At 64.8% G+C, this 20,908-nt stretch carries 22 protein-coding genes; 13 read left to right on the top strand and 9 right to left on the bottom strand.

Translation table 11 applies throughout. From position 1 onward, the window contains the following. Window positions 1–38 precede the first annotated feature (38 nt). Genes ACQKIE_RS04295 through moeB form a run of 4 tightly spaced genes read left to right on the top strand, consistent with a single transcriptional unit; the run spans window position 39 to window position 4,499 of the window. A complete protein-coding gene (locus ACQKIE_RS04295) occupies window positions 39–689 on the top strand; it encodes a YfgM family protein (protein WP_427456127.1) in 651 nt (216 codons plus the stop codon). Then, the gene (bamB, locus tag ACQKIE_RS04290) at window positions 686–1,885 is read left to right on the top strand and encodes an outer membrane protein assembly factor BamB (RefSeq protein ID WP_427456125.1); all 1,200 of its coding nucleotides are present in this window, start codon (window positions 686–688) and stop codon (window positions 1,883–1,885) included. Before ACQKIE_RS04295 ends, bamB begins: the two co-directional genes overlap by 4 nt. Before the next feature lie 21 nt (window positions 1,886–1,906). Next, a complete protein-coding gene (gene der / locus ACQKIE_RS04285; RefSeq protein ID WP_427456122.1) occupies window positions 1,907–3,304 on the top strand; it encodes a ribosome biogenesis GTPase Der in 1,398 nt (465 codons plus the stop codon). Between the two features lie 25 nt (window positions 3,305–3,329). Continuing rightward, window positions 3,330–4,499 (top strand): molybdopterin-synthase adenylyltransferase MoeB, encoded by a 1,170-nt coding sequence (moeB, locus tag ACQKIE_RS04280; protein WP_427456120.1) that lies wholly within the window; start codon window positions 3,330–3,332, stop codon window positions 4,497–4,499. Between the two features lie 18 nt (window positions 4,500–4,517). Here the strand turns inward: moeB and ACQKIE_RS04275 are convergent, their stop codons facing one another. After that, window positions 4,518–5,096, bottom strand: a complete 579-nt coding sequence (locus ACQKIE_RS04275) for a GNAT family N-acetyltransferase (protein ID WP_427456118.1) — start codon at window positions 5,094–5,096, stop codon at window positions 4,518–4,520. 81 nt (window positions 5,097–5,177) lie between these two features. On the opposite strand from ACQKIE_RS04275, the gene folD reads away from it, so the two are divergent. From folD to guaA, 3 genes are all read left to right on the top strand, one after another. After that, window positions 5,178–6,044, top strand: coding sequence for a bifunctional methylenetetrahydrofolate dehydrogenase/methenyltetrahydrofolate cyclohydrolase FolD (folD, locus tag ACQKIE_RS04270; protein ID WP_427456116.1), 867 nt, complete (start codon window positions 5,178–5,180; stop codon window positions 6,042–6,044). Between the two features lie 78 nt (window positions 6,045–6,122). Further along, window positions 6,123–7,577 carry an IMP dehydrogenase gene (gene guaB / locus ACQKIE_RS04265; protein WP_427456114.1) on the top strand — a complete coding sequence of 485 codons (1,455 nt, stop codon included), beginning with the start codon at window positions 6,123–6,125 and terminating at the stop codon, window positions 7,575–7,577. Window positions 7,578–7,666: 89 nt separating this feature from the next. Continuing rightward, window positions 7,667–9,223 (top strand): glutamine-hydrolyzing GMP synthase, encoded by a 1,557-nt coding sequence (gene guaA / locus ACQKIE_RS04260; protein WP_427456112.1) that lies wholly within the window; start codon window positions 7,667–7,669, stop codon window positions 9,221–9,223. A 417-nt stretch (window positions 9,224–9,640) separates the two neighbouring features. Here the strand turns inward: guaA and ACQKIE_RS04255 are convergent, their stop codons facing one another. After that, a complete protein-coding gene (locus ACQKIE_RS04255) occupies window positions 9,641–10,003 on the bottom strand; it encodes a winged helix-turn-helix transcriptional regulator (RefSeq protein WP_427456110.1) in 363 nt (120 codons plus the stop codon). 107 nt (window positions 10,004–10,110) lie between these two features. Between ACQKIE_RS04255 and ACQKIE_RS04250 the strand changes: the two genes are divergently transcribed. From ACQKIE_RS04250 to ACQKIE_RS04240, 3 genes are all read left to right on the top strand, one after another. Further along, window positions 10,111–10,845 (top strand): SDR family NAD(P)-dependent oxidoreductase, encoded by a 735-nt coding sequence (locus tag ACQKIE_RS04250; protein ID WP_427456108.1) that lies wholly within the window; start codon window positions 10,111–10,113, stop codon window positions 10,843–10,845. A 55-nt stretch (window positions 10,846–10,900) separates the two neighbouring features. Then, a complete protein-coding gene (locus ACQKIE_RS04245) occupies window positions 10,901–11,533 on the top strand; it encodes a class I SAM-dependent methyltransferase (RefSeq protein ID WP_427456106.1) in 633 nt (210 codons plus the stop codon). A gap of 202 nt (window positions 11,534–11,735) precedes the next feature. Continuing rightward, entirely contained in the window at window positions 11,736–12,332 is a 597-nt protein-coding gene (locus ACQKIE_RS04240) for a hypothetical protein (protein ID WP_427456104.1), read from the top strand. On the opposite strand, the gene ACQKIE_RS04235 is transcribed toward ACQKIE_RS04240, so the two are convergent. Continuing rightward, window positions 12,304–13,443 (bottom strand): FAD-dependent oxidoreductase, encoded by a 1,140-nt coding sequence (locus tag ACQKIE_RS04235; protein WP_427456103.1) that lies wholly within the window; start codon window positions 13,441–13,443, stop codon window positions 12,304–12,306. The genes ACQKIE_RS04240 and ACQKIE_RS04235 overlap by 29 nt on opposite strands. After that, window positions 13,440–14,972, bottom strand: coding sequence for an FAD-dependent monooxygenase (locus ACQKIE_RS04230; protein ID WP_427456101.1), 1,533 nt, complete (start codon window positions 14,970–14,972; stop codon window positions 13,440–13,442). The genes ACQKIE_RS04235 and ACQKIE_RS04230 overlap by 4 nt, the downstream gene beginning before the upstream one ends. On the opposite strand from ACQKIE_RS04230, the gene ACQKIE_RS04225 reads away from it, so the two are divergent. Beyond that, window positions 14,961–15,686 (top strand): TetR/AcrR family transcriptional regulator, encoded by a 726-nt coding sequence (locus ACQKIE_RS04225; RefSeq protein ID WP_427456099.1) that lies wholly within the window; start codon window positions 14,961–14,963, stop codon window positions 15,684–15,686. The two genes, ACQKIE_RS04230 and ACQKIE_RS04225, sit on opposite strands and share 12 nt — an antisense overlap. 28 nt (window positions 15,687–15,714) lie before the next feature. Here the strand turns inward: ACQKIE_RS04225 and ACQKIE_RS04220 are convergent, their stop codons facing one another. From ACQKIE_RS04220 to ACQKIE_RS04205, 4 genes are all read right to left on the bottom strand, one after another. Continuing rightward, complete coding sequence (locus ACQKIE_RS04220) at window positions 15,715–16,344, bottom strand: uracil-DNA glycosylase family protein (protein WP_427456097.1); 630 nt, start codon at window positions 16,342–16,344, stop codon at window positions 15,715–15,717. A gap of 181 nt (window positions 16,345–16,525) precedes the next feature. Then, the gene (locus ACQKIE_RS04215; protein WP_427456095.1) at window positions 16,526–16,912 is read right to left on the bottom strand and encodes a type II toxin-antitoxin system RelE/ParE family toxin; all 387 of its coding nucleotides are present in this window, start codon (window positions 16,910–16,912) and stop codon (window positions 16,526–16,528) included. 10 nt (window positions 16,913–16,922) lie between these two features. Then, the gene (locus tag ACQKIE_RS04210) at window positions 16,923–17,225 is read right to left on the bottom strand and encodes a type II toxin-antitoxin system Phd/YefM family antitoxin (RefSeq protein WP_427456093.1); all 303 of its coding nucleotides are present in this window, start codon (window positions 17,223–17,225) and stop codon (window positions 16,923–16,925) included. Between the two features lie 100 nt (window positions 17,226–17,325). Beyond that, window positions 17,326–18,147, bottom strand: coding sequence for a helix-turn-helix transcriptional regulator (locus ACQKIE_RS04205; RefSeq protein WP_427456091.1), 822 nt, complete (start codon window positions 18,145–18,147; stop codon window positions 17,326–17,328). A 101-nt stretch (window positions 18,148–18,248) separates the two neighbouring features. Here ACQKIE_RS04205 and ACQKIE_RS04200 point away from each other — a divergent pair, with 101 nt between their 5' ends. Both ACQKIE_RS04200 and ACQKIE_RS04195 read left to right on the top strand, forming a co-directional pair. Next, entirely contained in the window at window positions 18,249–19,136 is an 888-nt protein-coding gene (locus ACQKIE_RS04200; RefSeq protein WP_427456089.1) for an SDR family oxidoreductase, read from the top strand. A 101-nt stretch (window positions 19,137–19,237) separates the two neighbouring features. After that, window positions 19,238–19,981, top strand: a complete 744-nt coding sequence (locus ACQKIE_RS04195) for a DUF72 domain-containing protein (protein ID WP_427456087.1) — start codon at window positions 19,238–19,240, stop codon at window positions 19,979–19,981. Here the strand turns inward: ACQKIE_RS04195 and ACQKIE_RS04190 are convergent. After that, window positions 19,978–20,859: a LysR family transcriptional regulator gene (locus tag ACQKIE_RS04190; protein ID WP_427456085.1), complete on the bottom strand. Its 882-nt coding sequence runs from the start codon at window positions 20,857–20,859 to the stop codon at window positions 19,978–19,980. The genes ACQKIE_RS04195 and ACQKIE_RS04190 overlap by 4 nt on opposite strands. Window positions 20,860–20,908: the final 49 nt, after the last annotated feature.

The raw sequence follows: 20,908 nt of genomic DNA, 5'->3' as shown, positions 1-20,908 counted from the left end.
TCCCTCGATTTGCTGCGCGGAGCGCAGTGGGTGATTGCATGGCATTCGACGTATACGACGACTACGAACAGGGCGAACGCGTCCAGCAGTGGCTGCGCAAGAATGGCATTTCCATTGCCGTGGGCATCGGCCTCGGCCTCGCGCTGATCTTTGGCTGGCAGCAGTGGAAGGCACATCGGGCGAACCACGAGCAGGCCGCCGCTTCCGAGTATTCGGCGTTGCAGCTCGCGGTCTCGCAGAGCCGCGGCAACGAGATCGACATGCGCACGGAAACCCTGCTCAAGGACTACTCGGACACGGCTTGGTCGGTGTTCGCGGCCGGTGAGCGGGCGCAGCGCAATGTCATGGCCGGCCAGTTCGACAAGGCCGCGGGCGACATCGACTGGGCCAAGGCACACGCCAAGGATCCCACGCTGAAGACGCTGGTCGAGCTGCGCGGCGCGCAGCTGAAGTACGCGCAGGGCAAGCCGCAGGAAGCCCTTGCCGCCCTCGACGCCATGCAGGGCAAGTCATTCGTAGCGCTCTCGCAGGAACTCCGCGGCGATGCGCTGGTCAAGCTGGGTCGTCCCGACGATGCGCGCAAGGCCTACCAGGCGGCTATCGCCGCCATGGGCGACAGTGCACCGCAGCGCGGTGTGGTCCAAACCAAACTTGATGATCTGGCCGTGGCCGGGAAGCAGGGTGCATGAAACGTTTTTGGGCAATCGCGTTGACTTCATCGCTGGTCGTACTGGCCGGCTGCCACTCGTTCAAGAAGGAAAACGTCGAACCGCCGACCCCGCTCGACAAGAAGTTCGAGCCGACGCTCAAGGTCGAGCGCATCTGGAAGTCCAGCATCGGTGACGGCGCGGCCGAGTCCGGTGTGCGCATGCGTCCCGCGGTGGCCGACGGCGTGGTCTACGCCGCCAGCACCGATGGAAAGATCGCCGCGTTCGACGCGGCCTCCGGCAAGCAACTCTGGTCCAAGAGCACCCGCCAGCACGGCTGGTTCGGCTGGGGCGATGCCAAGCGCGAGGATGCCCGCTTCTCCGGCGGCCCGGGTGCCGCCGGCGATCTCGTCGCCATCGGTACCCTCGACGGTCACCTCTACGGCATCAACGCGAAGGACGGCGAGCGCCGCTGGGCCGCTGAGGTGTCTTCCGAGGTCATCACCGCGCCGGTGATCGTGGGCGACCTCGTGGTCATCCGCTGCAACGATGGTCGCGTGTATGGCATCGACGCCAAGTCGGGCGAGCGCCGCTGGGTCTACGACCAGTCGCAGGTGCCGCTGCTCAGCTTGCGCGGCAATGGCCGCCTGCTCGTCGCGAACGGTGTGGTGTTCTTCGGCAGCGACGCCGGCAAGCTCGTGGCCCTGCGCCTCGACACGGGCGAGAAGCTCTGGGAACAGACCCTCGCCACGGGCGAAGGCCGTACCGAGATCGACCGCCTGTCCGATGCCGACGGCGCGCTCGTCCTGGACGGCAGCACGCTGTATGGCGCGGCCTACCATGGCCAGCTCACGGCGATCGACGGCCCCAGCGGCCGCCCGCTGTGGAACCACGCGCTGTCGACCTTCACCTCGCTCGATGTCCACGGCAATGCCGTGTTCGGCGTGGACGATGTCTCCCAGGTCGTCGCTTACGACAAGTCCGGTGGCGCCAACATCTGGAAGCAGGACGGTCTGAAGTACCGTTGGCTCACGGGTCCGGCGGTGCAGGGCAACTACGTGGTGGTGGGTGACCTCGACGGTCATATCCACTGGCTCAACGGCAGCGACGGCAAGATCGTCGCCCGCGAGCGCCTGTCCAAGAAAGCTATTCGTGCCCAGCCGGTCGTGGTGGGCGATACCGTTTACGTCGAGGATGTCGAGGGCCATATCGGCGCCTACCGCATCCCGGCGAACTGATCCAAGGAATGATGTACCCCCATGTTGCCCGTCGTCGCCCTGGTCGGCCGCCCCAACGTCGGTAAGTCGACCCTCTTCAACGCGTTGACGCGCAGCAGGGACGCCCTCGTCGCCGATATGCCCGGCGTCACCCGCGACAGGCACTACGGTGTCTGCCGCCTCGGTCCCCGACCCTTCGTGGTGGTGGACACGGGTGGCTTGTCCGGCAGCGACGAAGGTATCGAAGGTCTCACCGCCCTGCAGGTTCGCGCCGCGATCGCGGAAGCGAACCTGCTCGTCTTCGTGGTGGACGCGCGTGAGGGCATCCTGCCGCTCGACGCCACGATCCTCACGGAACTCCGTCGCAGCGGCAAGCCGATCATCGTCGTGGTCAACAAGACCGACGGCGTGGACGAGATCGTCGCGCTCGGCGAGTTCGCCTCGTTCGGCATTGCGGAAACGCTGCCGATGTCGGCGGCGCACAGCCGCGGCGTCGACACGCTCGTCGCCAGCGCGCTGCCGCACCTGCCCGACGACCGCGACGACGATCCCGCCCTCGAGGACCAGGGCATCCGCGTGGCGATCGTCGGCCGCCCGAACGCCGGCAAGTCCACGCTGATCAATCGCCTCCTCGGCGAGGATCGCCTCATCGTGTCGGACGTCGCCGGGACCACCCGCGATCCGATCCGGGTGCCGCTCGAGCGCGATGGCCGTCGCTACACGCTGGTCGACACGGCGGGCGTGCGTCGCCGCGCCCGTGTCGAAGAGGCAGTAGAGAAATTCAGTGTCATCAAGACGTTGCAGTCTATTGCTGCCTCGCAGGTCACGATCGTCATGATCGACGCGCGCGAGAACCTGGCAGACCAGGACCTCACGCTGATCGGCCATGCCATCGAGGAAGGCAGGGCGCTGGTCATCGCCGTCAACAAGTGGGACGGCATGGACAGCTACCAGCGCGAACAGACCCAGAAGGCCCTCGAGCGGCGCCTGCAGTTCGCGGAATGGGCGAAGACGGTGTTCATCTCGGCGCTGCATGGTTCCGGCCTCCGCGAGTTGATGAAGGCCGTGGTCCGGGCGCATGCCGCCGCGACGAAGGAGCTTTCGTCGAGCGAGCTGACGCGCACGCTGGAGAAGGCCTACGAGGCCTACCAACCGCCGCTGGTCCGCGGTCACGCGCCAAAGCTGCGTTACGCGCACCCGGGTGGCTCCAACCCGCCCACCATCGTCATCCACGGCAGCCGCACAAAGCACATCGCGCCGGCGTATCGTCGCTACCTGGAAGGCTTCTTCCGGAAGCGCTTCCGCCTCGAGGGCACGCCGGTCCGGATCGACTTCCGCGACGGCGAGAACCCGTTCGCGGGCCGCAAGAACGTCCTGACGGAAGGCCAGCAGCGCCGCCGCCAGCGCATGATCCGCAACGCGAAACGCCGCGAGAAGTAAGCGGCGCCCTCGACGGGAGCCACGCATGACCGAGGACCTCAATCGCGACCGATGGCTTGCCGACCTTCGTGCGAAGGTGGACGAGGTCGTCGCGTCGGAGGCGTTCGCGCGGCTACGCCGTGGCGCCTTGCTGGTCGACGTGCGCGAGGACAACGAGCGTGCCGCAGGCACGCCCGTCGGTGCGCTGGGCTTGTCGCGGGGCTTCCTCGAACTACGCATCGAAGAAGCCGAGCCCGACCGGCAGCGCGAGATCCTGGTGCTGTGCGGTAGCGGCCAGCGCTCGCTGTTGGCCGCCGAGGCATTGCAGCGGATGGGTTATTCACGGGTGTCGTCGGTGGCGGGCGGCATGGGCGCCTGGAAGGCTGCCGGCTTGCCGGTGAGCGCGGGCGCGCTCGATGCGGACGCGGCGGAACGCTACGCGCGGCAGGTGCTGTTGCCGCAGGTGGGCGAGGCAGGGCAGGCAAAGCTCGGCCAGGCGCGCATGGTCGTCATCGGTGCGGGCGGGCTCGGTGCACCGGCGCTGCTCTATCTCGCCGCCGCCGGCGTCGGGCACATTACCCTCATCGACGACGATCGCGTCGAGCGCTCGAACCTGCATCGCCAAGTGATCCACGCCGACGCGCGCGTGGGGCTCGGGAAGGCCGAGTCCGCCCGGATGACACTCACGGCCCTTAATCCGCGTGTGCGGGTCGAGGTCATTCCCGATCGCCTGCGGGCGGAGAACGTGGAGGCCCTGATCCGCGACCATGATGTCGTGATCGACGGCGCGGACAACTTCGCCACGCGATACCTCCTTGCGGCTGCCACACGGCGACTGGGCATGCCCATGGTCTACGCCGCCATCGAGCGGTTCACCGGGCAAGCCAGCGTGTTCGACCCGCGGCGTGACGAATCGCCCTGTTACCGCTGCCTCTATCCAGAGCCGCCGTCGGCCGCCGATGCGCCGAACTGCAGCGAGGCCGGGGTGCTTGGTGTGCTGCCGGGACTGCTCGGCCTCGTGCAGGCCACCGAAGCGTTGAAGCTCGCCCTTGGCATCGGGCAGCCGTTGGTGGGGCGGCTGCTGACGTACGACGCGCTGGGCATGCGCTTCCGCGAGCTGATCCTGCGCCGCGATCCGCGCTGCCCAGGCTGCGGGGACGAGGCCGGGTTCGATGGGTACGTGGATCTCGAACGGATGTGCGCCGCGGCACGTTGAGGCGCTTGCGCGGGAACCCTACGAGGCCGTGCTCGCCGCATCCCCCAACACCACCGAATACATGGCGGCATCGAGCGATTCACCCTGAACAACCAAGCGCTTACGAAGTACTCCTTCGAAAGTACCTCCAAGTCGTTCAGCCGTTCGTCGGCTGGGGAAATTGCGCTCTGCGACGACGACTTCCAGGCGAGATACCTGCACGGCGTGGAAGGCGAACCGGATGGCGAGTCTGCCGGCTCGCGTCGCGATGCCGCGCCGTTGTTCCGACTGGCGCACCCAATATCCCAGATTGGCAAACCGCTGCTCTCTGTTCCGCTGGTTGACGCCCATGCCGCCGAGCAACCTGCCGCTCGACGCGTCCACGATCAACATCTCGTACCCGTCGCCAAGCAACCAGTCCTTCCTGCAGGCTTCCAACCAGGTCTTCGCGTCGGACGCGTCGTAGCCCGCATGGCACCAGTCCTGCCAGCGACCCACGGTGGCCACGGATTCGCGTACCGCCTCGGCGAGCGGTTCGGCATCTGCGTCCCGATGTACGCGTAGCGCGACGACGCCGTCGCTGAGATGGGTGGGATAGGGCAGGGTATCGATGGCCATACGTCATTGTAGGCACGCTCTGCGCTGTATGTTTCCACGGCGATTCGGCGATAATGCGCCGTTTCCGCAGGGCGACCTCCCATGACCGCACGCATCCTCGACGGCAAGCGCATCGCCCATGAACTGCTCGAGCACATCGCGCGCCGCGTCAGGAAGCGTGTGGCCGAAGGTCGCCGCGCCCCCGGTCTGGCGGTCGTGCTGGTCGGCGAAGACCCGGCCTCCGCGGTTTACGTCAAGAACAAACGTCGCGCCTGTCAGCAGGTGGGTTTCGAGTCGTTCGGCTACGACCTTCCGGCATCGACGACGCAGGACGAGCTCTTCGCCCTGATCGACCAACTCAACGCCGACCCCGCGGTGCACGGCATCCTCGTGCAGTCGCCGCTGCCGGCGCACATCGACGAAGACGCGCTGGTCGACCGTATCGACCCGGGCAAGGACGTGGATGGTTTCCAGGCCGTCAACGTGGGCCGCCTCGCTCTGCGCCGGTTCGGCCTGCGTCCGTGCACGCCGAAGGGTGTGATGACCTTGCTCGGCCATACCGACCGGCCCGTCCGTGGGCGCCACGCCGTGATCGTCGGCGTGTCCAACCACGTCGGCCGTCCCCTGGCTCTCGAGTTACTTATCGCTGGCAGCACAGTGACTTGTTGCCACAAGTTCACCCAGGATCTCGCTGGTTTTGTCGGCCAGGCCGACATCCTGGTCGTGGCGGCGGGCAAGCCGGGGCTGGTGAAGGGCGAATGGGTGAAGCCCGGCGCGGTGGTCGTGGACGTGGGCATCAATCGCCTGGAGGACGGGCGCCTGGTCGGTGACGTCGAATTCGCGCAAGCGGCCGAGCGTGCCTCGTGGATCACGCCGGTGCCCGGCGGCGTTGGCCCGATGACCGTCGCGACCCTGATGGAAAACACCTTCGAAGCCGCGGAAGCGATCGACCGCGCGCTGCAGTCGTAAGCAGCCTAACTCGTCGCGCTCTGTCGTTTTGCTGCAACGCACGCTATAATGCCGCGATTTACTCGCGGGACTAATGCTATGCGCATCCTTGCCGAGGCACTCACTTACGACGACGTGTTTCTGGTTCCCGGCCACTCCACGGTCATGCCGCGTGATGTGGATACCTCGACGCGCTTCACGCGCGGTCTCCGCCTCAACATCCCCATCGTGTCCGCCGCCATGGACACCGTCACCGAGGCCCGCCTGGCCATCACCATGGCGCAGAACGGTGGCATCGGCATCATCCACAAGAACCTGACCCCCGCCCTGCAGGCCGCCGAAGTGCGCCTGGTGAAGAAGTTCGAGGCGGGCGTGATCCGCAGCCCGATCACCGTCCGCCCGGACACGTCGATCGGCGAAGTCATGGCGCTCACCCGCGCACACAACATCTCCGGCGTGCCCGTGGTCGACGGCGAAAAGCTCGTCGGCATCGTCACCAGCCGCGACCTGCGCTTCGAGCGCAAGCACGACGACCCGGTTCGCAACATCATGACCCGGGAAGACCGTCTGGTCACCGTCAAGGAAGGCGCGTCGCACGACGAAGTGCTGGAACTGCTGCACCGCAACCGCATCGAGAAGGTGCTCGTCGTCAACGACGGCTTCCAGCTTCGTGGCCTCATCACGGTGAAGGACATCCAGAAGGCCCGCGACAACCCGAACGCCGCCAAGGACTCGCACGAGCGCCTGGTCGTCGGCGCCGCGGTCGGCGTGGGTGGCGACACCGAGCAGCGTATCGAAGCGCTGGTCGATGCCGGCGTCGACGTGATCGTGGTCGACACCGCGCATGGCCATTCGCAAGCCGTGATCGACCGCGCCGGCTGGGTCAAGAAGCGCTATCCGCAGGTCCAGGTGATCGCCGGCAACATCGTCACGGGCGAGGCGGCGCGCGCGCTGCTCGATGCCGGCGCCGATGCGGTCAAGGTCGGCGTCGGTCCCGGCTCCATCTGCACGACCCGCATCGTCACCGGTATCGGCGTACCGCAGATCACGTCGATCGACCTCGTCGCCACGGCATTGAAGGGCGAGATCCCGCTCATCGCCGACGGCGGCATCCGTTACTCGGGCGACATCCCCAAGGCACTCGCCGCCGGCGCATCCTCGGTGATGCTCGGTTCGATGTTCGCCGGTACCGAAGAAGCACCGGGCGAAGTCGAGCTGTTCCAGGGCCGCTCATACAAGAGCTACCGCGGCATGGGTTCCATCGGTGCCATGCAGCTCGGTTCGAAGGACCGCTACTTCCAGGATGAAGCCGACGCCGACAAGCTGGTGCCGGAAGGTATCGAAGGTCGCGTCCCGTACCGCGGTCCGCTGCGCAACATCATCCACCAGATGATGGGCGGCCTGCGTGCCTCCATGGGGTACATGGGCGCGGCCAACATCGAGGAAATCCACCAGAAGGCCCAGTTCGTGAAGGTGACCGGTGCCGGCGTGCGCGAAGCACACCCGCACGATATCCAGATCACGAAGGAAGCACCGAACTACCGCCTGGACTGACGCCCCCGGGCGCTCGCTCCAGGTACCCAGGACGCCCGCCGCAAGTGGGCGTTCTGCTTTTTCAGCATGATCAAAGGCAAGCCGCCACGATGACCGACATCCACAGCGACAAGATCCTCATCCTCGACTTCGGTTCGCAGTACACGCAGCTGATCGCCCGCCGCATCCGCGAGATCGGCGTCTATTGCGAAGTGTGGGCCTGGGATCATGCGCCGGAAGACATCCGCGGTTTCTCGCCACGCGGCGTCATCCTGTCGGGCGGCCCCGAGTCGGTCACCGAGGATGCGTCCCCGCGCGCGCCGCAGGTCGTGTTCGAGCTGGGCGTGCCGGTGCTCGGCATCTGCTACGGCATGCAGACCATGGCCGCCCAGCTGGGCGGTAAGGTCGAGGCCGATCACCATCGGGAATTCGGTCCCGCCACGGTGACCTTCACCGGCTGCTCGCTATTCGAAACGGTCGTGCAGGACGGCGAATCGCTCGGCGTCTGGATGTCGCATGGCGACCGCGTCACCGCTATCCCCGAGGGCTTCACCGTCACGGCCTCCACGCCTAGCCTGCCGCTGGCCGGCATGGCCGACGAGAAGCGCCGCTTCTACGGGCTGCAGTTCCATCCGGAAGTCACCCACACGAAGCGAGGCATGGAGTTGCTCCGCCGCTTTGCCGTCGACATCTGCGGCTCCGCCACGCTGTGGGATGCCGCGCACATCATCGACGACGCCGTCGAGCGCGTACGCGCGCAGGTCGGCAGCGATCGCGTGTTGCTGGGCCTCAGCGGGGGCGTCGATTCGTCGGTGGTAGCCGCGCTGCTCGAGAAGGCGATCGGCGACCAGCTCACGTGCGTCTTCGTCGACACCGGCCTGTTGCGTTACCAGGAAGGCGACCAGGTCATGGCGACCATGGCCGAGCACATGGGCGTGCACGTCATTCGCGTCGACGCGAAACAGCGGTTCTTCGACGCGCTCGCTGGCGTGGAAGATCCGGAGGCCAAGCGCAAGGTCATCGGCCGGTTGTTCGTCGAGGTGTTCGACGAGGAATCCGCCAAACTCGAAGGCGTGAAGTGGCTGGCCCAAGGCACGATCTACCCCGACGTGATCGAGTCCGCCGGCAGCAAGACGGGCAAGGCCCACGTCATCAAGAGCCACCACAACGTCGGCGGCCTGCCGGAGCACATGAAGCTCAAGCTGGTCGAGCCGCTGCGCGAGCTGTTCAAGGACGAGGTCCGCCGTATCGGCGTCGAACTCGGCCTGCCGCGCGAGATGGTCTACCGCCATCCGTTCCCGGGTCCGGGCCTGGGCGTGCGCGTGCTGGGCGAGGTGACGCCGGAGTACGTCGATCTGCTCCAGCGCGCGGATGCGATCTTCATCGAAGAGCTGCGCAACCATGGTCTCTACGATCGCGTCAGCCAGGCGTTCGCCGTGTTCCTGCCGGTGCGTTCGGTGGGTGTCGTCGGCGATGGCCGTGCCTACGAGTGGGTGATCGCGCTGCGTGCCGTGGAGACGATTGACTTCATGACGGCGCATTGGGCGCACCTGCCTTACGACTTCTTGGACAAGTGCTCGACGCGTATTATCAATGAGTTGCGCGGTATTTCTCGTGTTGTTTATGACATTTCCGGGAAGCCGCCGGCGACCATTGAGTGGGAATGAGTTTACGTCCTTTGGGGACTGTCGCCAGTTATCGAAAGGGACTCTTAACGTGTTGATTTGTAAGGACAGAGCTGACGGTAAAAATCGGGTTCTTCAGCGCGGGGATCAGGGGTTCAGGCGGGCAGGGAGAGGGCAGCCCTGAGCCTTCCCGTGCGGCTGTGCCGAGAGGGTGAGAGTTTGAAGATATTCTCGTTGTCGTATCCTGACTACGACGGGAGACGTTATATCAAATTGACCCTCGCCAGCAGCAACCGGCCGATCCACGAAGTGCTGTTCCCGCCACTGCGGGACGTCCAGTACGACTACGAGCACAACTTCCAGGGCATGACGGCCGAGCCGGTGCCGCTCGATGCACAGCTCGCTGCGCGGGAACGCATGGTGCGCGAACTCCAGCACGGCTGGATGAGCACGAGCGGCCTAGGGCAAAGCATCCCGCTCGGCGAAGATGCTAGCCATTTCCGCCGCGTTCTCGGTTCCCCAGGTGCATAGCGGGACGATCGCTTCGGCCAGGCTGCGACCGAGCGGGGTCAGCGAGTAGTCGACGCGCGGCGGCACCTCCTTATAGTCGGTCCTCGCCAACACGCGATCCGCCTCCAGATCCTTCAATTGCTGGATCAACACCTTATCGGCGACACCGTCGATAAGGCGCTTGAGCTCGCCGTAGCGCTTGGGCCCGTCGCGCAGGAAGAACAGGACCAATGGTTTCCACTTGCCCGAGATGATGCGAAGCGTGGCGTTGAGCCCGCAACCGGTATCGCAGATTTCAGGAGGCGTCGTCATTTTTGTACTTACCAAAAAGTGCATACTTGTCCTTAGGTTATCAGTCGTCATACTCGTCCTCAAGCAGGGAGTTCCTGCTTCCTTGCAACTTAACGAGGACCTATGACATGACCAGATTGAAGGGAAAGACCGCCGTGATCACCGGCGGCGCTACCGGCATCGGCCGCGCCGCGGCGAAGCGTTTCATCGAGGAGGGTGCCTTCGTCTTCATCTTCGGCCGCCGACAGGCAGCGCTCGACGCCGCCGTTGCCGACCTCGGCCCGAATGCTCGCGCGGTGAAGGGTTCGGTCTCGGATGAGGCTGACCTCGACCGACTCTATGCGGCGGTGAAGACCGAACGTGGGACCCTCGACATCGTCTTCGCCAATGCCGGCGCGGGCAGCCCGCTTCCGCTCGGCGAGATCACCGCCAAACACATCGACGAAACCTTCGACACCAACGTGAAGGGGACGATCTTCACGATCCAGAAGGCACTGCCGCTCATGGGCGCGGGTGGTTCGATCATCCTGACCGGATCGAGCGCCGGCACCACGGGCGCACCGGGATTTACTGCCTACAGCGCGAGCAAGGCAGCCGTGCGCAACCTCGCGCGGACCTGGGCAGAGGACTTGAAGGGCACCGGCATCCGGGTAAATGTGCTGTCGCCCGGGGCCACGGCGACCGAACTCGCCAAGGAGGCGCTGGGTGAGGAAGGTCAGAAAGCCTACGGTGCAATGACTCCGCTCCAGCGCATGGCCGATCCGGCGGAAATCGGGGCGGTGGCTGCCTTTCTCGCGTCACCGGACAGCAGTTTCATGACCGCCAGCGAGGTCGCCGTTGACGGCGGACTGGCGCAACTCTGAGGCGTTACGCTCCACGACGAAGCGGTCAACGCGGAAAACCGCAAAGGAGATCCCTATGTACGACCCATCCAAACTATCCGAGTTGATCCGGTTCGCACACGTCGATGCGGGCTCCACGGTCATCGACGTTTACCCGGGCGAGGGCGACTGGACCCGTCGCTTCTCCGACGTCGTTGGACCCGCGGGACGGGTCTTCAGCTTCGTACCTGCCGAAGTCGCCCACTTCACTAACGATCCGGTCGGCCGCATGCGGACGCTTGCGACGGAGCCGGGTCGAGAGAACGTGGAAGCCGTCTCGGCGGACCTCGTAGCGATGCCGGAGGTCACACAACAAGCGGATGTCCTCTGGCTGCATCTGTTCTACCACGACCTCCACACGGCGCTGATGCAGGCGCGGGGCGCGATGGCTGCCCACTTCAACCGAGTGGTCTATGAGCAGCTCAAGCCCGGCGGGTACTACGTCATCATCGATCACGCTGCCGCCGCCGGGGCGGGAACGAGCGACGCCCAGTCGCTGCATCGGATCGAGCCCGCATCCGTTCGCGAGGAGGTGGAGGCGGCCGGCTTCGTGCTGGACGCGGAAAGCGCCATGCTCTCGAACAAGGACGATCCGTACTCGATCAAGGTATTCGATCCGTCGATCAAGGGCGAGACCGACCGCTTCGCCTATCGGTTCGTGAAGCCCTGACGTCGGCGTCGGCACGCGGTAGCGCGCACTGGGAAGGATCGAGACGCTGGCGGCTTAGTCCCGATTGGCTATCGCCGGCGGTACGGGAGCCGGTTACGATCGTGTCAGGGCCAGCCAGCGCTCCGTAACCGGGCCGCCTTCGCGCTACCGCAGGGAGAAATGCAGCGGTGCAGGCTACGTTCTTACGCCAAGGGGAATGCATATGCCGCTCTATTTCATCGTCTTCCTTTCCATGCTGGCCGCGTCGGTGCTCCTTTTCCTCGGAGCCGTCGCGACGGCGGCCATCACGCGGCGTTCGCCGCCACGTTTCGTCCCCAGGATCGCCGCGAGTCCCCTGGAGGCCATCGGGCTCGCCTTGCTATGGTCCTCCGTCGGCGTCGGTTGGCTCTTGTACTTCAACGTGTACCGCATTCATGTGGACATGAGTGCGTACGGTGACGCGGCCTTCCAGGCCTTCAGCAGGGGCTACACGCGGCGGTTGCCGATCGTCGTGCTGCCCTACGCGGCGACTTGTCTGGTATGGGTCCTCGCGCTATGGAGCACGCCCGTACGCATGTCTCGCCGGGCGCTGTGGATCATCGCGACGCTGCTGATCGTCTCTATCGCCAGCACGCCTTGGGCCGCGGGGGCGCAGGACACGATGCAGGCTCACGGGTACAGCGCGGAGGCCTATCGTCAACTTCAGGCGTCGCACCTGGTGCGCAGCATCGCAGTCACGGTCGCGGCAGCGTGGGCGCTTGTTGCAGCGTGGCGGCTACCGAAGCGAGATGTCACGCTCGCGAGTGGCTCGCCTCGGTGAAAAACTCCACTACGCTCCATGGCGCGTGGTCGTTGAAAAACAGCCTAAGGTTACGGTCGGACTCCGCTGCCATGGCGGCGCTGCGCGGAAACAGCTCCTCTTCATAGGCGGCGAGCGCGGCTTCGATGTCTCCTGGATGCGCGACGATGGCCTTTGCCAGTTCCGCGCCGTCGAACATGGCGAGGTTCGCGCCTTCCCCCGCGAAGGGGGACATCAAGTGCGCCGCATCGCCTAACAGCGTCACGCCGGGCGTCCGTTCCCAGCGATGATGGACGGGCAGTGCATGGACAGGACGTGGCACGGGAGCGGTTTCGCTGTGCCGGATGAGCGCGGTCAACTCGGGCGCCCAGCCGTCGAATTCATCCGCGACGCGTGCCAGGGCGACTCGCGGGTCGGAGAAGTCGATGCTGGCGAACCATTCCTCCGGCTCGTTCAAGGCTATGTAAGCATGCAGCGTGGCGTTGGCCTCCCGGTGCGCGAGGATGCCTTTGCCCTGCGCAATCGCCAGCAGCGAACCACTACCCACCGCTTTCGCGGTGTCCTTATGGCGAGTATCGCTGTCGAACAGGTACGTCTCGACAAACGAGGTGCCGACATAAGCGGGTGCGGCGTCGGAGAGAAGAGGATGAACTTTCGACCAGGCGCCATCGGCACCCACAAGAAGATCGGCGGTCTGCGTGGCGCCATGGGCGAAGGCGAGCGCATGCCGACCGCCGTCCACCGGACTTACGGCGATGAGCTTGTGGCCCCACTGAACCGTGCCAAGTGGAAGCGAGTCGAGCAGGATGCGGCGAAGGTCGCGGCGGTGCACCTCGGGTCGGCTGCCGTTGCCCTCATCGAATTCGTCGAACAGCACGTTGCCGTGCTTGTCGAGCACCCTCTGGGCGTCGGCACCCGGCTGGATGATCCCCCGGAACGCGTCGAATAGCTGCGCGTCCTTTAGCGCGCGCTGGCCGTTGTCCTCATGGATATCGAGCAAGCCTCCTTGCATCCGTGCGTCCGCCGAGGCTTCCGCTTCATAGACGATCGCTGCAATGCCATGGACGTGAAGCACCCTCGCAAGCGTCAGCCCACCCAGGCCCGCACCGACGATGGCGACAGGTGCGTTCATGAGGATGCTCCGCGCACGAACCAGCGGACAGCTGCTTGGTCCAGGCGGCCCATGTCTGGAGCGCCTTCCGAAACCCATGCGACGAATCCGTCCGGGCGTATCAACAGGGCGGTCAGTCCGAAGGTTTCCTTCGGGCGGCCCGCCATATAGGCGATACGGCCGCCATATCCACTGGCGAACTCGTCGAGCGAGGCGTTTCCCTCGACATCGAGGAGGACACCGCGACCGTCGTGCATTAGTTCACCCAGCGTCCTTCCGTCGTCGAACTCGAACTCGGGAGCGCTGTGGCCGAGCCAGGGATGGCCATCGCCGAAGGGGTAGCTAGTGGAGATCCCCCACACTTTTTCAGCGAAGTAGGTCGCACCATCGCGCGTCTTCATGAGATCGCGGACGATCGCGTTCAGCGCGCGGGCTTGCGGCTCGGGCCGCATGATGGCGACCTGAGCGCGTGACCAGTCCAACACGCGTGCGCCCACCGGATGCCGTTCCGCGTGATAGCTGTCCAAAAGGCCATCGGGTGCGTGCTCCTTGATGGTCGCGGCCAGTTTCCAGCCGAGGTTCATGGCGTCGCCCAGTCCCAGATTCAGTCCCTGGCCGCCAAGTGGTGAATGGATATGCGCGGCATCGCCTGCGAGAAAGACACGTCCGTTGCGATAGGCTGTCGCCTGTCGTGCGCGATCGGTCCACGTGGTAGCGATGTGCAAGGCGTCGATAGTCACATCGGTGCCCGAAATGCGCCGTAGAACCTCCTGCACGTGTTCCCGGGTGATCGGCGTTCCTGCAGCATGAAACGCGCCGCCGTCGAAATCCTGTATCAACAGGTGATTCGGCTGCGACTGCACGTACATGCCCAGGGGCGTCACGTTCCGGCCAGGTCTCAGCTTCTCCGGATCGGCGATGTCGACCTTCGCGGTGTAGCCGGTGAATTCCGGCTCAGTGCCGTCGAACGCGAGGCCGCCCAGCTTGCGTATCGCGCTGCGGCTCCCATCGCAACCGATGAGCCATCGACCTTCGAATGCTCGCGCGTGGGAATGGACGACAACCCCGTGCCCAGCCTGATCGAAGCCCGTCACGGCATGCCCGCGCAGGATGCGGACGCCAAGGGCTCCCGCACGTCGAACCAGCACGGATTCGAGTTCTTCCATTTCAGATAGCAAATGGGTGGGTGTCGAGGCCGTCAGTCGACAAGGCCATCGCTCGGTGTCGATGTCGCCGTCGTGAAAGGGGATGCCGGCAAAATGCCCCACCTGCCGGCGCGGTCCCTGCCCAGCATCTCGATGCGGGTTCTGGATGCGTTTGTGGATCTGCAGTTCATGCAGCAGCCCGCGCCGGTGAAGGGCCTCGATCGTAGGCTTAGAAAGCCCGCGTAGTCCGAAGGGCACCCGTTTCAATGGCGAGGAGGGATCTTCCGTCCTTTCCAGCACCAGCACGGAGCACTTAGCCAAGGCCAATTCGCAGGCGAGGAACAGACCCACCGGACCGGCGCCGGAAATGATCGCGTCGTAGCTTTCGTCGTTATGGAACGTCATTCCACTATGTTGGAACGGTGTTCCAGTTATGTCAATATATGGCTCATGGTCAAACATGTACGACGAGAAGCATCGCTATCGCGAGACCGCATCATAGAGGCCTCGATCGCCCTGCTGGACAGTGGCGGAGAGGACGGGCTGACTTTCCGCGCGCTATCCGAGCGGCTGGCGACCGGTGCCGGCGCGATTTACTGGCACGTGGAGAACAAGGGCGAGTTGCTGACCGCAGCTTGCGATGCGATCGTCGCGCGCACGATGGCACCGTGCGCGGGCGGAGCCTCGCCCGAAGACAGCATCCGCGCCTTGGCCCTCGGCCTGTTCGACGCGATAGATGCCCATCCCTGGGTCGGCTCGACACTTACGCGCGCGGCGGGGCAGGCGCCCATGCTGAGGATCGTCGAATGCCTGGGCCAGCAGGTCCGCGCGCTCGGCCTGCCGGTTGAAGGACAGTGGACGGCGGCGTCGGCATTGTTGCACTACATTCTCGGTGTCGCCGGGCAGAACGCCGCCAACTCGCGGTTCGCCCGCACGCACGACATCGACCGCGCCGATTTCCTTGGAGCGATCGCAACGGTCTGGTCGCAGCTCGACCCGGAGAAGTATCCGTTTGCGCGCAGTGTCGCCAGCCACATGCGCGACCACGACGACCGCGCCGATTTCCTCGCGGGAGTCGATCTCATTCTGGGCGGCATCGCGTCACGAGGCGGGCACTGACGAGCCGGCGGCGTGGTGCCTGGAGTGTTCAAGCTCCCAGTGCTCTGGCGGTATGCTCCTTGAGGCTCGGCAAAACGTCCTGCTCGAACCACGGATTGCGTTTCAACCAGCCCTGGTTGCGCGGAGAAGGGTGGGGCAAGGCAAAGAATTGGGGCGCATAGTCCTTCCAGTTCCTGACCGTATCGGTGAGCGTGGGACCGCGGCGCGTGCTCAGGAAGTTTGCCTGCGCGTATTGCCCGATCAAGATCGTCAGTTCGATGCGTGGCATCAACGAGAAGATCCTGTCATGCCACAGCGGAGCGCACTCCGGTCTCGGCGGAAGATCACCGCCGCCACCGCGTCCGGGATAGCACATCCCCATGGGGACGAGGGCGAACTTACTGACGTCGTAGAACGTGGCCTCGTCCACTCCCAGCCATTCACGCAAACGCCTGCCGCTGGCGTCGTTCCAGGGCACGCCGCTCTCGTGAACCTTCAAGCCTGGCGCTTGCCCCACCAACAGGATGCGCGCAAACGGGGACATACGAATGACCGGCCGTGGCCCTAGCGGCAGGAACGCTTCGCACACACGGCACGCGCTGATTTCGCGCAACAAGGCACTGACCCGGTCTGATAGAGAAAGGGCGTCTCCATGGTGCGCATTTTCCATTGCTTTCATACGTGACGGTCGGGACGTTTTGAAGCGACATTATGCCGTTTAGTGCCGTAGCGCTTCCAAATCATGGGCCAGGCTTCGACGCATCGCTCGCGCGGAGTCTTGGTTTCCGGCCAGCCGTGAGGACGGTATATCAGGCCGCGCAGGAAGGAATACTGTAGGGCGACCTTGCCTCCCTGCGTTGTTACGGGGGCCAATGGCTAGCCAGATCGAACGACAACTGTCGGTGGTGTCGGATCGAAAGCAGGTAGACGCTGGTTCCGTGATGAGCATAGAGCAGCACGTAGTTCGCCAGTACGTACTCGCGCAATTCATTCCTGCCGGCAATGCCGTCCAGTTGTTGCTCCAGGCGAATGGCACCATTGGACACTTCCACCGATCGAATCGGCCGCTCAAGAAGCACCCGCCCCATGTCGGGAAAACGTTCCAGGTTCGGGATGACCTTGTCCATCAACTCGTCCAAAAGGGCATCGAATGTATGCGGGATATCGGCATCTGGAAGGAAGTGTTCAATCGATTCCAGGCAGTGCTTGAAATGGGCCGAGAGCTTGACGCTTTGGAGGGCTGCCACGGGACGCAGGTCAGTCCGTATGCCGGGGTGAGCGGCGTCGTTTGATGGCGGTCAGGACGGCACGCGCGTCTTCCACGTTGCCCGCGGCAACGTCGGCCAGGCCCTTGCTGGCTTCGTCGATCAATAGCAGATGTATGCGCTCGCGTTCGAGCTGGTGGTAATAGTCCAGCCGCTTGGCGTCGATGATGGCCACATAGCTTTCGCCATTCTTAGTGACGATTTTCTCGGCGCCCGCTTTTACCTGATCCGCGAGCTCGGACAGGTTTGCCCTTGCCTGTGAGAGTGGGATTACATCGCCAGAAGAGATTGCCACGGGTTGTCCATCTCGTAATTGTACAAAGTTTCGTACATTATACAGATGTAGGTGCCTGCCGCTCCCGCGCGTGCGTCGCGACTGCCGGAAGGGTCGCGGCTTACACCGTCGCTTCCCGAATCCGCCGCATGACTTCCGCGTCCAGCGGCGTATAGACGATCATCCCCAGATCCGGCCGACCATCCACGGCGAACAGCGAATACTCCATCTCGATCGGGCCGAACGTGGGATGCAGCAGGCGCTTCACGCTCTCGCCCTCGTGATGGCCGAGGATCTCGTTCTCGCGCCACATGCGTTCGAAATCGGGACTGGCGCGACAGAGGTCGTCGACGAGGCCGCTCACCTCCGAAGCGGTGCCGGTACGCGCCACGTCGGCACGGAACGTTCCCACGACGAAGCGCGCGACGCTTTCCCAATCGTGCTGTTTTGCGCGTATCGCCGGGTCGCCGAACAGGAAGCGGAGGATGTTGCGCCGGTCGGGTGGCAGCGCGCCGTAATCGGTGAGCACGACGGCGGCGGCCCGATTCCAGGCCACGACGTCCCAGGTGGCGGTTTTCACGATCGCCGGGCTGGCTTCGAACGAATCCAGCACGCGCTGCAGGCGTGGACTCACGCCATCGACGGCGCGGTAGCGGCGTTCGCGCGGTCGGCCCAAACCGAGGATGAAGAGGTGCTCGCGTTCGGCGTCGGTGAGCATGAGGGCGGTGGATAACCGTTCCAGCACCTCGGACGACGGCGCGCCGCCCCGGCCTTGTTCGAGCCACGTGTACCAGGTGGCACTGATGTTGGCGCGCTGCGCCACTTCCTCGCGACGCAATCCCGCCGTACGCCGGCGACCCGCGAAGCCGAAGCTCGCCGGATCGAGCCGCGTGCGGCGGCTGCGCAGGAAATCCCCGAGTGTCTGGATCGCGCTGGATGGCATCGGAAAGCCTGTTAGTCCGTTTAATAGGATAACGTCACTACTTCAACAGGATAATCAAAGGTCGGATGGTAACCCTAGTGACGACTGAGGAGACCCCCACGATGCGAATCTTTTTGACGGGCGCGACCGGCTTCATCGGCTCGGCGCTGGTGCCCGAATTGATACAGGCCGGTCACGACGTGATCGGAATGACGCGGTCCGATGCGGGCGCAGAGGCACTAACGGCGGCAGGCGCGAAAGCACATCGAGGTACGCTTGAAGAGACCGATAGCCTGCGCCGCGGGGCCGCCCATGCGGATGCCGTGATCCACGTCGCGTTCGATCACGACTTCTCGCGCTTCGCGGAGAATTGCGAAAAGGACGCCCGCGCCATCGCGGCGCTCGGCTCGGCGCTCCAGGGATCCGATCGACCACTCCTCGTCACGTCGGGAACGGGCATGGGTAGTCGCGGCGATGGCCAACCCGCCAGCGAGGATGTCTTCAACACCTCGCATCCCAATCCTCGCATTGCCTCCGAACGTGCCGCATACGCACTGCTCGACGAGGGCATCAACGTGTCGGTGATGCGCCTGCCTCAGGTACACAACCCATACAGGCAGGGCCTCATCAGCCCTCTCATCCAGGTTGCGCGGGAGAAGGGCGTGTGCGCGTACGTGGATGAGGGACGGCAACGCTGGGCCGCCGGACACCTGTCGGACGTGGTGCGGTTGTACCGGCTTGCGATAGAGAAGGGCGAGCGCGGTGCCAGGTACCACGCGGTGGGCGAAGAAGGGGTAAGCGCAAGGGACATCGCGGAGTCGCTGGCGCGTGGACTGAACCTGCCGGCCGTGTCGATCACGAGCGAGGAAGCGCAGGCGCACTTCGGTTGGATGGCGATGTTCGCCGTGCTCGACATGCCGGCATCCAGCGCCCTGACGCAGGCGCGCCTCGGGTGGGTGCCGACGGGACCGACGCTCATCGCCGATCTGGACGAGGCGCGCTACGTGTAGCTGTTTCCATATGTGGCCGAGTTACGTGGGATTCGGCTTCCGATGCACCGATAGGGTGGGTAGACTTTTTATCTGCCTGTCGGGAGTCCTCCATGAAAACAGTGGCATCGACCGAAGCCGATAATCGCCGAATCCACGTAGGCTGTGCCGGCTGGTCGATCCCCTCCAAGGTGGCCGGCCTCTTCGCCACGCAAGGCAGCCACCTGCAGCGCTACGCGCAACTGTTTCCATGCGCTGAGATCAACACCTCTTTCTATCGGTCGCACCAGCCAAAGACCTACCTGCGCTGGGCCCAGAGCGTGCCCGAGTCGTTTCGCTTCAGTGTAAAAATGCCGCGCACGATCACCCACGAGTTGCGCTTGCGGCAATGCGAGGCGCCCCTACAAGGTTTCCTCGAAGAGATCGCATCGCTTGGGAACAGCCTGGGCTGCATCCTCGTTCAGCTGCCGCCGAGCCTCGCACTGGACGAGGAGGAGGCCCGCGCATTCTTCTCGCTACTGCGCGAGCGCACGGCGGTGCCCGTCGCTTGCGAGCCACGCCACGCGACATGGTTCACCCCCTTGGGCGGTGCCATCCTGAGAGACGCGGGTGTCACCTGTGTGAAAGCCGATCCGTCGCCTGTCGCCGATGCGGATTGCGAAGGCGACTCCTCGCTTCTTTATCTCCGCCTGCACGGCACGCCCGACGTTTACTACTCGTCGTATGACGACGCCTTTCTCGACGGCATGGCCGCCCGCATTCGCCGTGCTTACGCGAAGAAGCAGGACGTCTGGTGCATCTTCGACAACACGGCGCGGGGCGCGGCCGTGCCGAATGCCATGGCGTTGATGGAGCGGTTGTCTTAGCCGACGAAAGACCCACCCGGATACTGCGCGCCCATGAACTCCACGAACGCGCGCACCTTCGGACTCTGCAGACGCCGCGACGTATGCAGGACCCACAGTTCGACATCGGCGCCGGCCACGCCCCAGCTGACCAGTTCGCCCTTTTCGACGAGGCTCCCGATGATGGACTGCGGCAGCATGGCTACCCCGGCGCCGGCGGCAACGGCGTCGCGGACCATCAAGAGCGACGACACGCGCAGTACCGGACGGGGTTGGACGGTAAAACGGCCATCGCGGAGCGACCAGGTATCGCCGTCGCGGTAGTTCGGCATGACGACGGCGGGCACCGGGAAAGGCGCCTCGCGGTCATGGTCAATGCCAGGCATGGGAATCGACGGCGCCGCCGCAAGCACGAGCCTGTCCCGGGCGAAGCACCGGCCGACCAGCGTGCTGTCCTTGCTCGGATTGATCCGTATGGCGACATCGAACTGCTCCTCGACGAGGTCCACCGCACGGTCTTCCGCCACGGCCTCGATCTGCACGTCCGGGTAAGCGGACACGAAGGCCGCGGCAATCCTGCCCAGCGCCAACTGCGAGAAAAGAAGCGGCGCGGCGATGCGCAGCCGGCCCCTCGGTGCCGCGAGCCCATCGCGCGCGGCTGCCACCGCATCGGCGACTTCCCGCATCGGTCCTTCGGTCCGGCTGATAAGCAGCTGCCCGACTTCGGTCAGGGCAAGGCCCTGCGCGCTTCGCTCGATGAGCCGGATGCCAAGGGCTTCCTCGAGGTCCGCCACACGGCGTGACAGGGTGGCCTTCGATCGGCCGCTGGCACGGCTGGCCTTACCGAGGCCGCCGTGCGTGGCGACCAGCTGCAAGTCCTCGAGCGCGTTGAGGTCCATGGTGTCTCGATTTCGGTACAGGATGTCCTGACTTTAGAGTCTTCGTTTC

It is taken from the genome of Luteibacter sp. NPDC031894, from assembly GCF_050273135.1.
Lineage (GTDB): Bacteria > Pseudomonadota > Gammaproteobacteria > Xanthomonadales > Rhodanobacteraceae > Luteibacter.
The sequence above is the reverse complement of the archived record's forward strand: the minus strand, read 5'-3'. Positions and strand labels throughout refer to the sequence as shown.

What these genes read in the sequence shown, in the direction of transcription:
- ACQKIE_RS04295 (WP_427456127.1), top strand. Translation starts at nt 39, where the DNA reads ATGGCATTCGACGTATACGACGACTACGAACAGGGCGAACGCGTCCAG.
- bamB (WP_427456125.1), top strand. Translation starts at nt 686, where the DNA reads ATGAAACGTTTTTGGGCAATCGCGTTGACTTCATCGCTGGTCGTACTG.
- der (WP_427456122.1), top strand. Translation starts at nt 1,907, where the DNA reads ATGTTGCCCGTCGTCGCCCTGGTCGGCCGCCCCAACGTCGGTAAGTCG.
- moeB (WP_427456120.1), top strand. Translation starts at nt 3,330, where the DNA reads ATGACCGAGGACCTCAATCGCGACCGATGGCTTGCCGACCTTCGTGCG.
- ACQKIE_RS04275 (WP_427456118.1), bottom strand. Translation starts at nt 5,096, where the DNA reads ATGGCCATCGATACCCTGCCCTATCCCACCCATCTCAGCGACGGCGTC.
- folD (WP_427456116.1), top strand. Translation starts at nt 5,178, where the DNA reads ATGACCGCACGCATCCTCGACGGCAAGCGCATCGCCCATGAACTGCTC.
- guaB (WP_427456114.1), top strand. Translation starts at nt 6,123, where the DNA reads ATGCGCATCCTTGCCGAGGCACTCACTTACGACGACGTGTTTCTGGTT.
- guaA (WP_427456112.1), top strand. Translation starts at nt 7,667, where the DNA reads ATGACCGACATCCACAGCGACAAGATCCTCATCCTCGACTTCGGTTCG.
- ACQKIE_RS04255 (WP_427456110.1), bottom strand. Translation starts at nt 10,003, where the DNA reads ATGACGACGCCTCCTGAAATCTGCGATACCGGTTGCGGGCTCAACGCC.
- ACQKIE_RS04250 (WP_427456108.1), top strand. Translation starts at nt 10,111, where the DNA reads ATGACCAGATTGAAGGGAAAGACCGCCGTGATCACCGGCGGCGCTACC.
- ACQKIE_RS04245 (WP_427456106.1), top strand. Translation starts at nt 10,901, where the DNA reads ATGTACGACCCATCCAAACTATCCGAGTTGATCCGGTTCGCACACGTC.
- ACQKIE_RS04240 (WP_427456104.1), top strand. Translation starts at nt 11,736, where the DNA reads ATGCCGCTCTATTTCATCGTCTTCCTTTCCATGCTGGCCGCGTCGGTG.
- ACQKIE_RS04235 (WP_427456103.1), bottom strand. Translation starts at nt 13,443, where the DNA reads ATGAACGCACCTGTCGCCATCGTCGGTGCGGGCCTGGGTGGGCTGACG.
- ACQKIE_RS04225 (WP_427456099.1), top strand. Translation starts at nt 14,961, where the DNA reads ATGGAACGTCATTCCACTATGTTGGAACGGTGTTCCAGTTATGTCAAT.
- ACQKIE_RS04230 (WP_427456101.1), bottom strand. Translation starts at nt 14,972, where the DNA reads ATGACGTTCCATAACGACGAAAGCTACGACGCGATCATTTCCGGCGCC.
- ACQKIE_RS04220 (WP_427456097.1), bottom strand. Translation starts at nt 16,344, where the DNA reads ATGAAAGCAATGGAAAATGCGCACCATGGAGACGCCCTTTCTCTATCA.
- ACQKIE_RS04205 (WP_427456091.1), bottom strand. Translation starts at nt 18,147, where the DNA reads ATGCCATCCAGCGCGATCCAGACACTCGGGGATTTCCTGCGCAGCCGC.
- ACQKIE_RS04200 (WP_427456089.1), top strand. Translation starts at nt 18,249, where the DNA reads ATGCGAATCTTTTTGACGGGCGCGACCGGCTTCATCGGCTCGGCGCTG.
- ACQKIE_RS04190 (WP_427456085.1), bottom strand. Translation starts at nt 20,859, where the DNA reads ATGGACCTCAACGCGCTCGAGGACTTGCAGCTGGTCGCCACGCACGGC.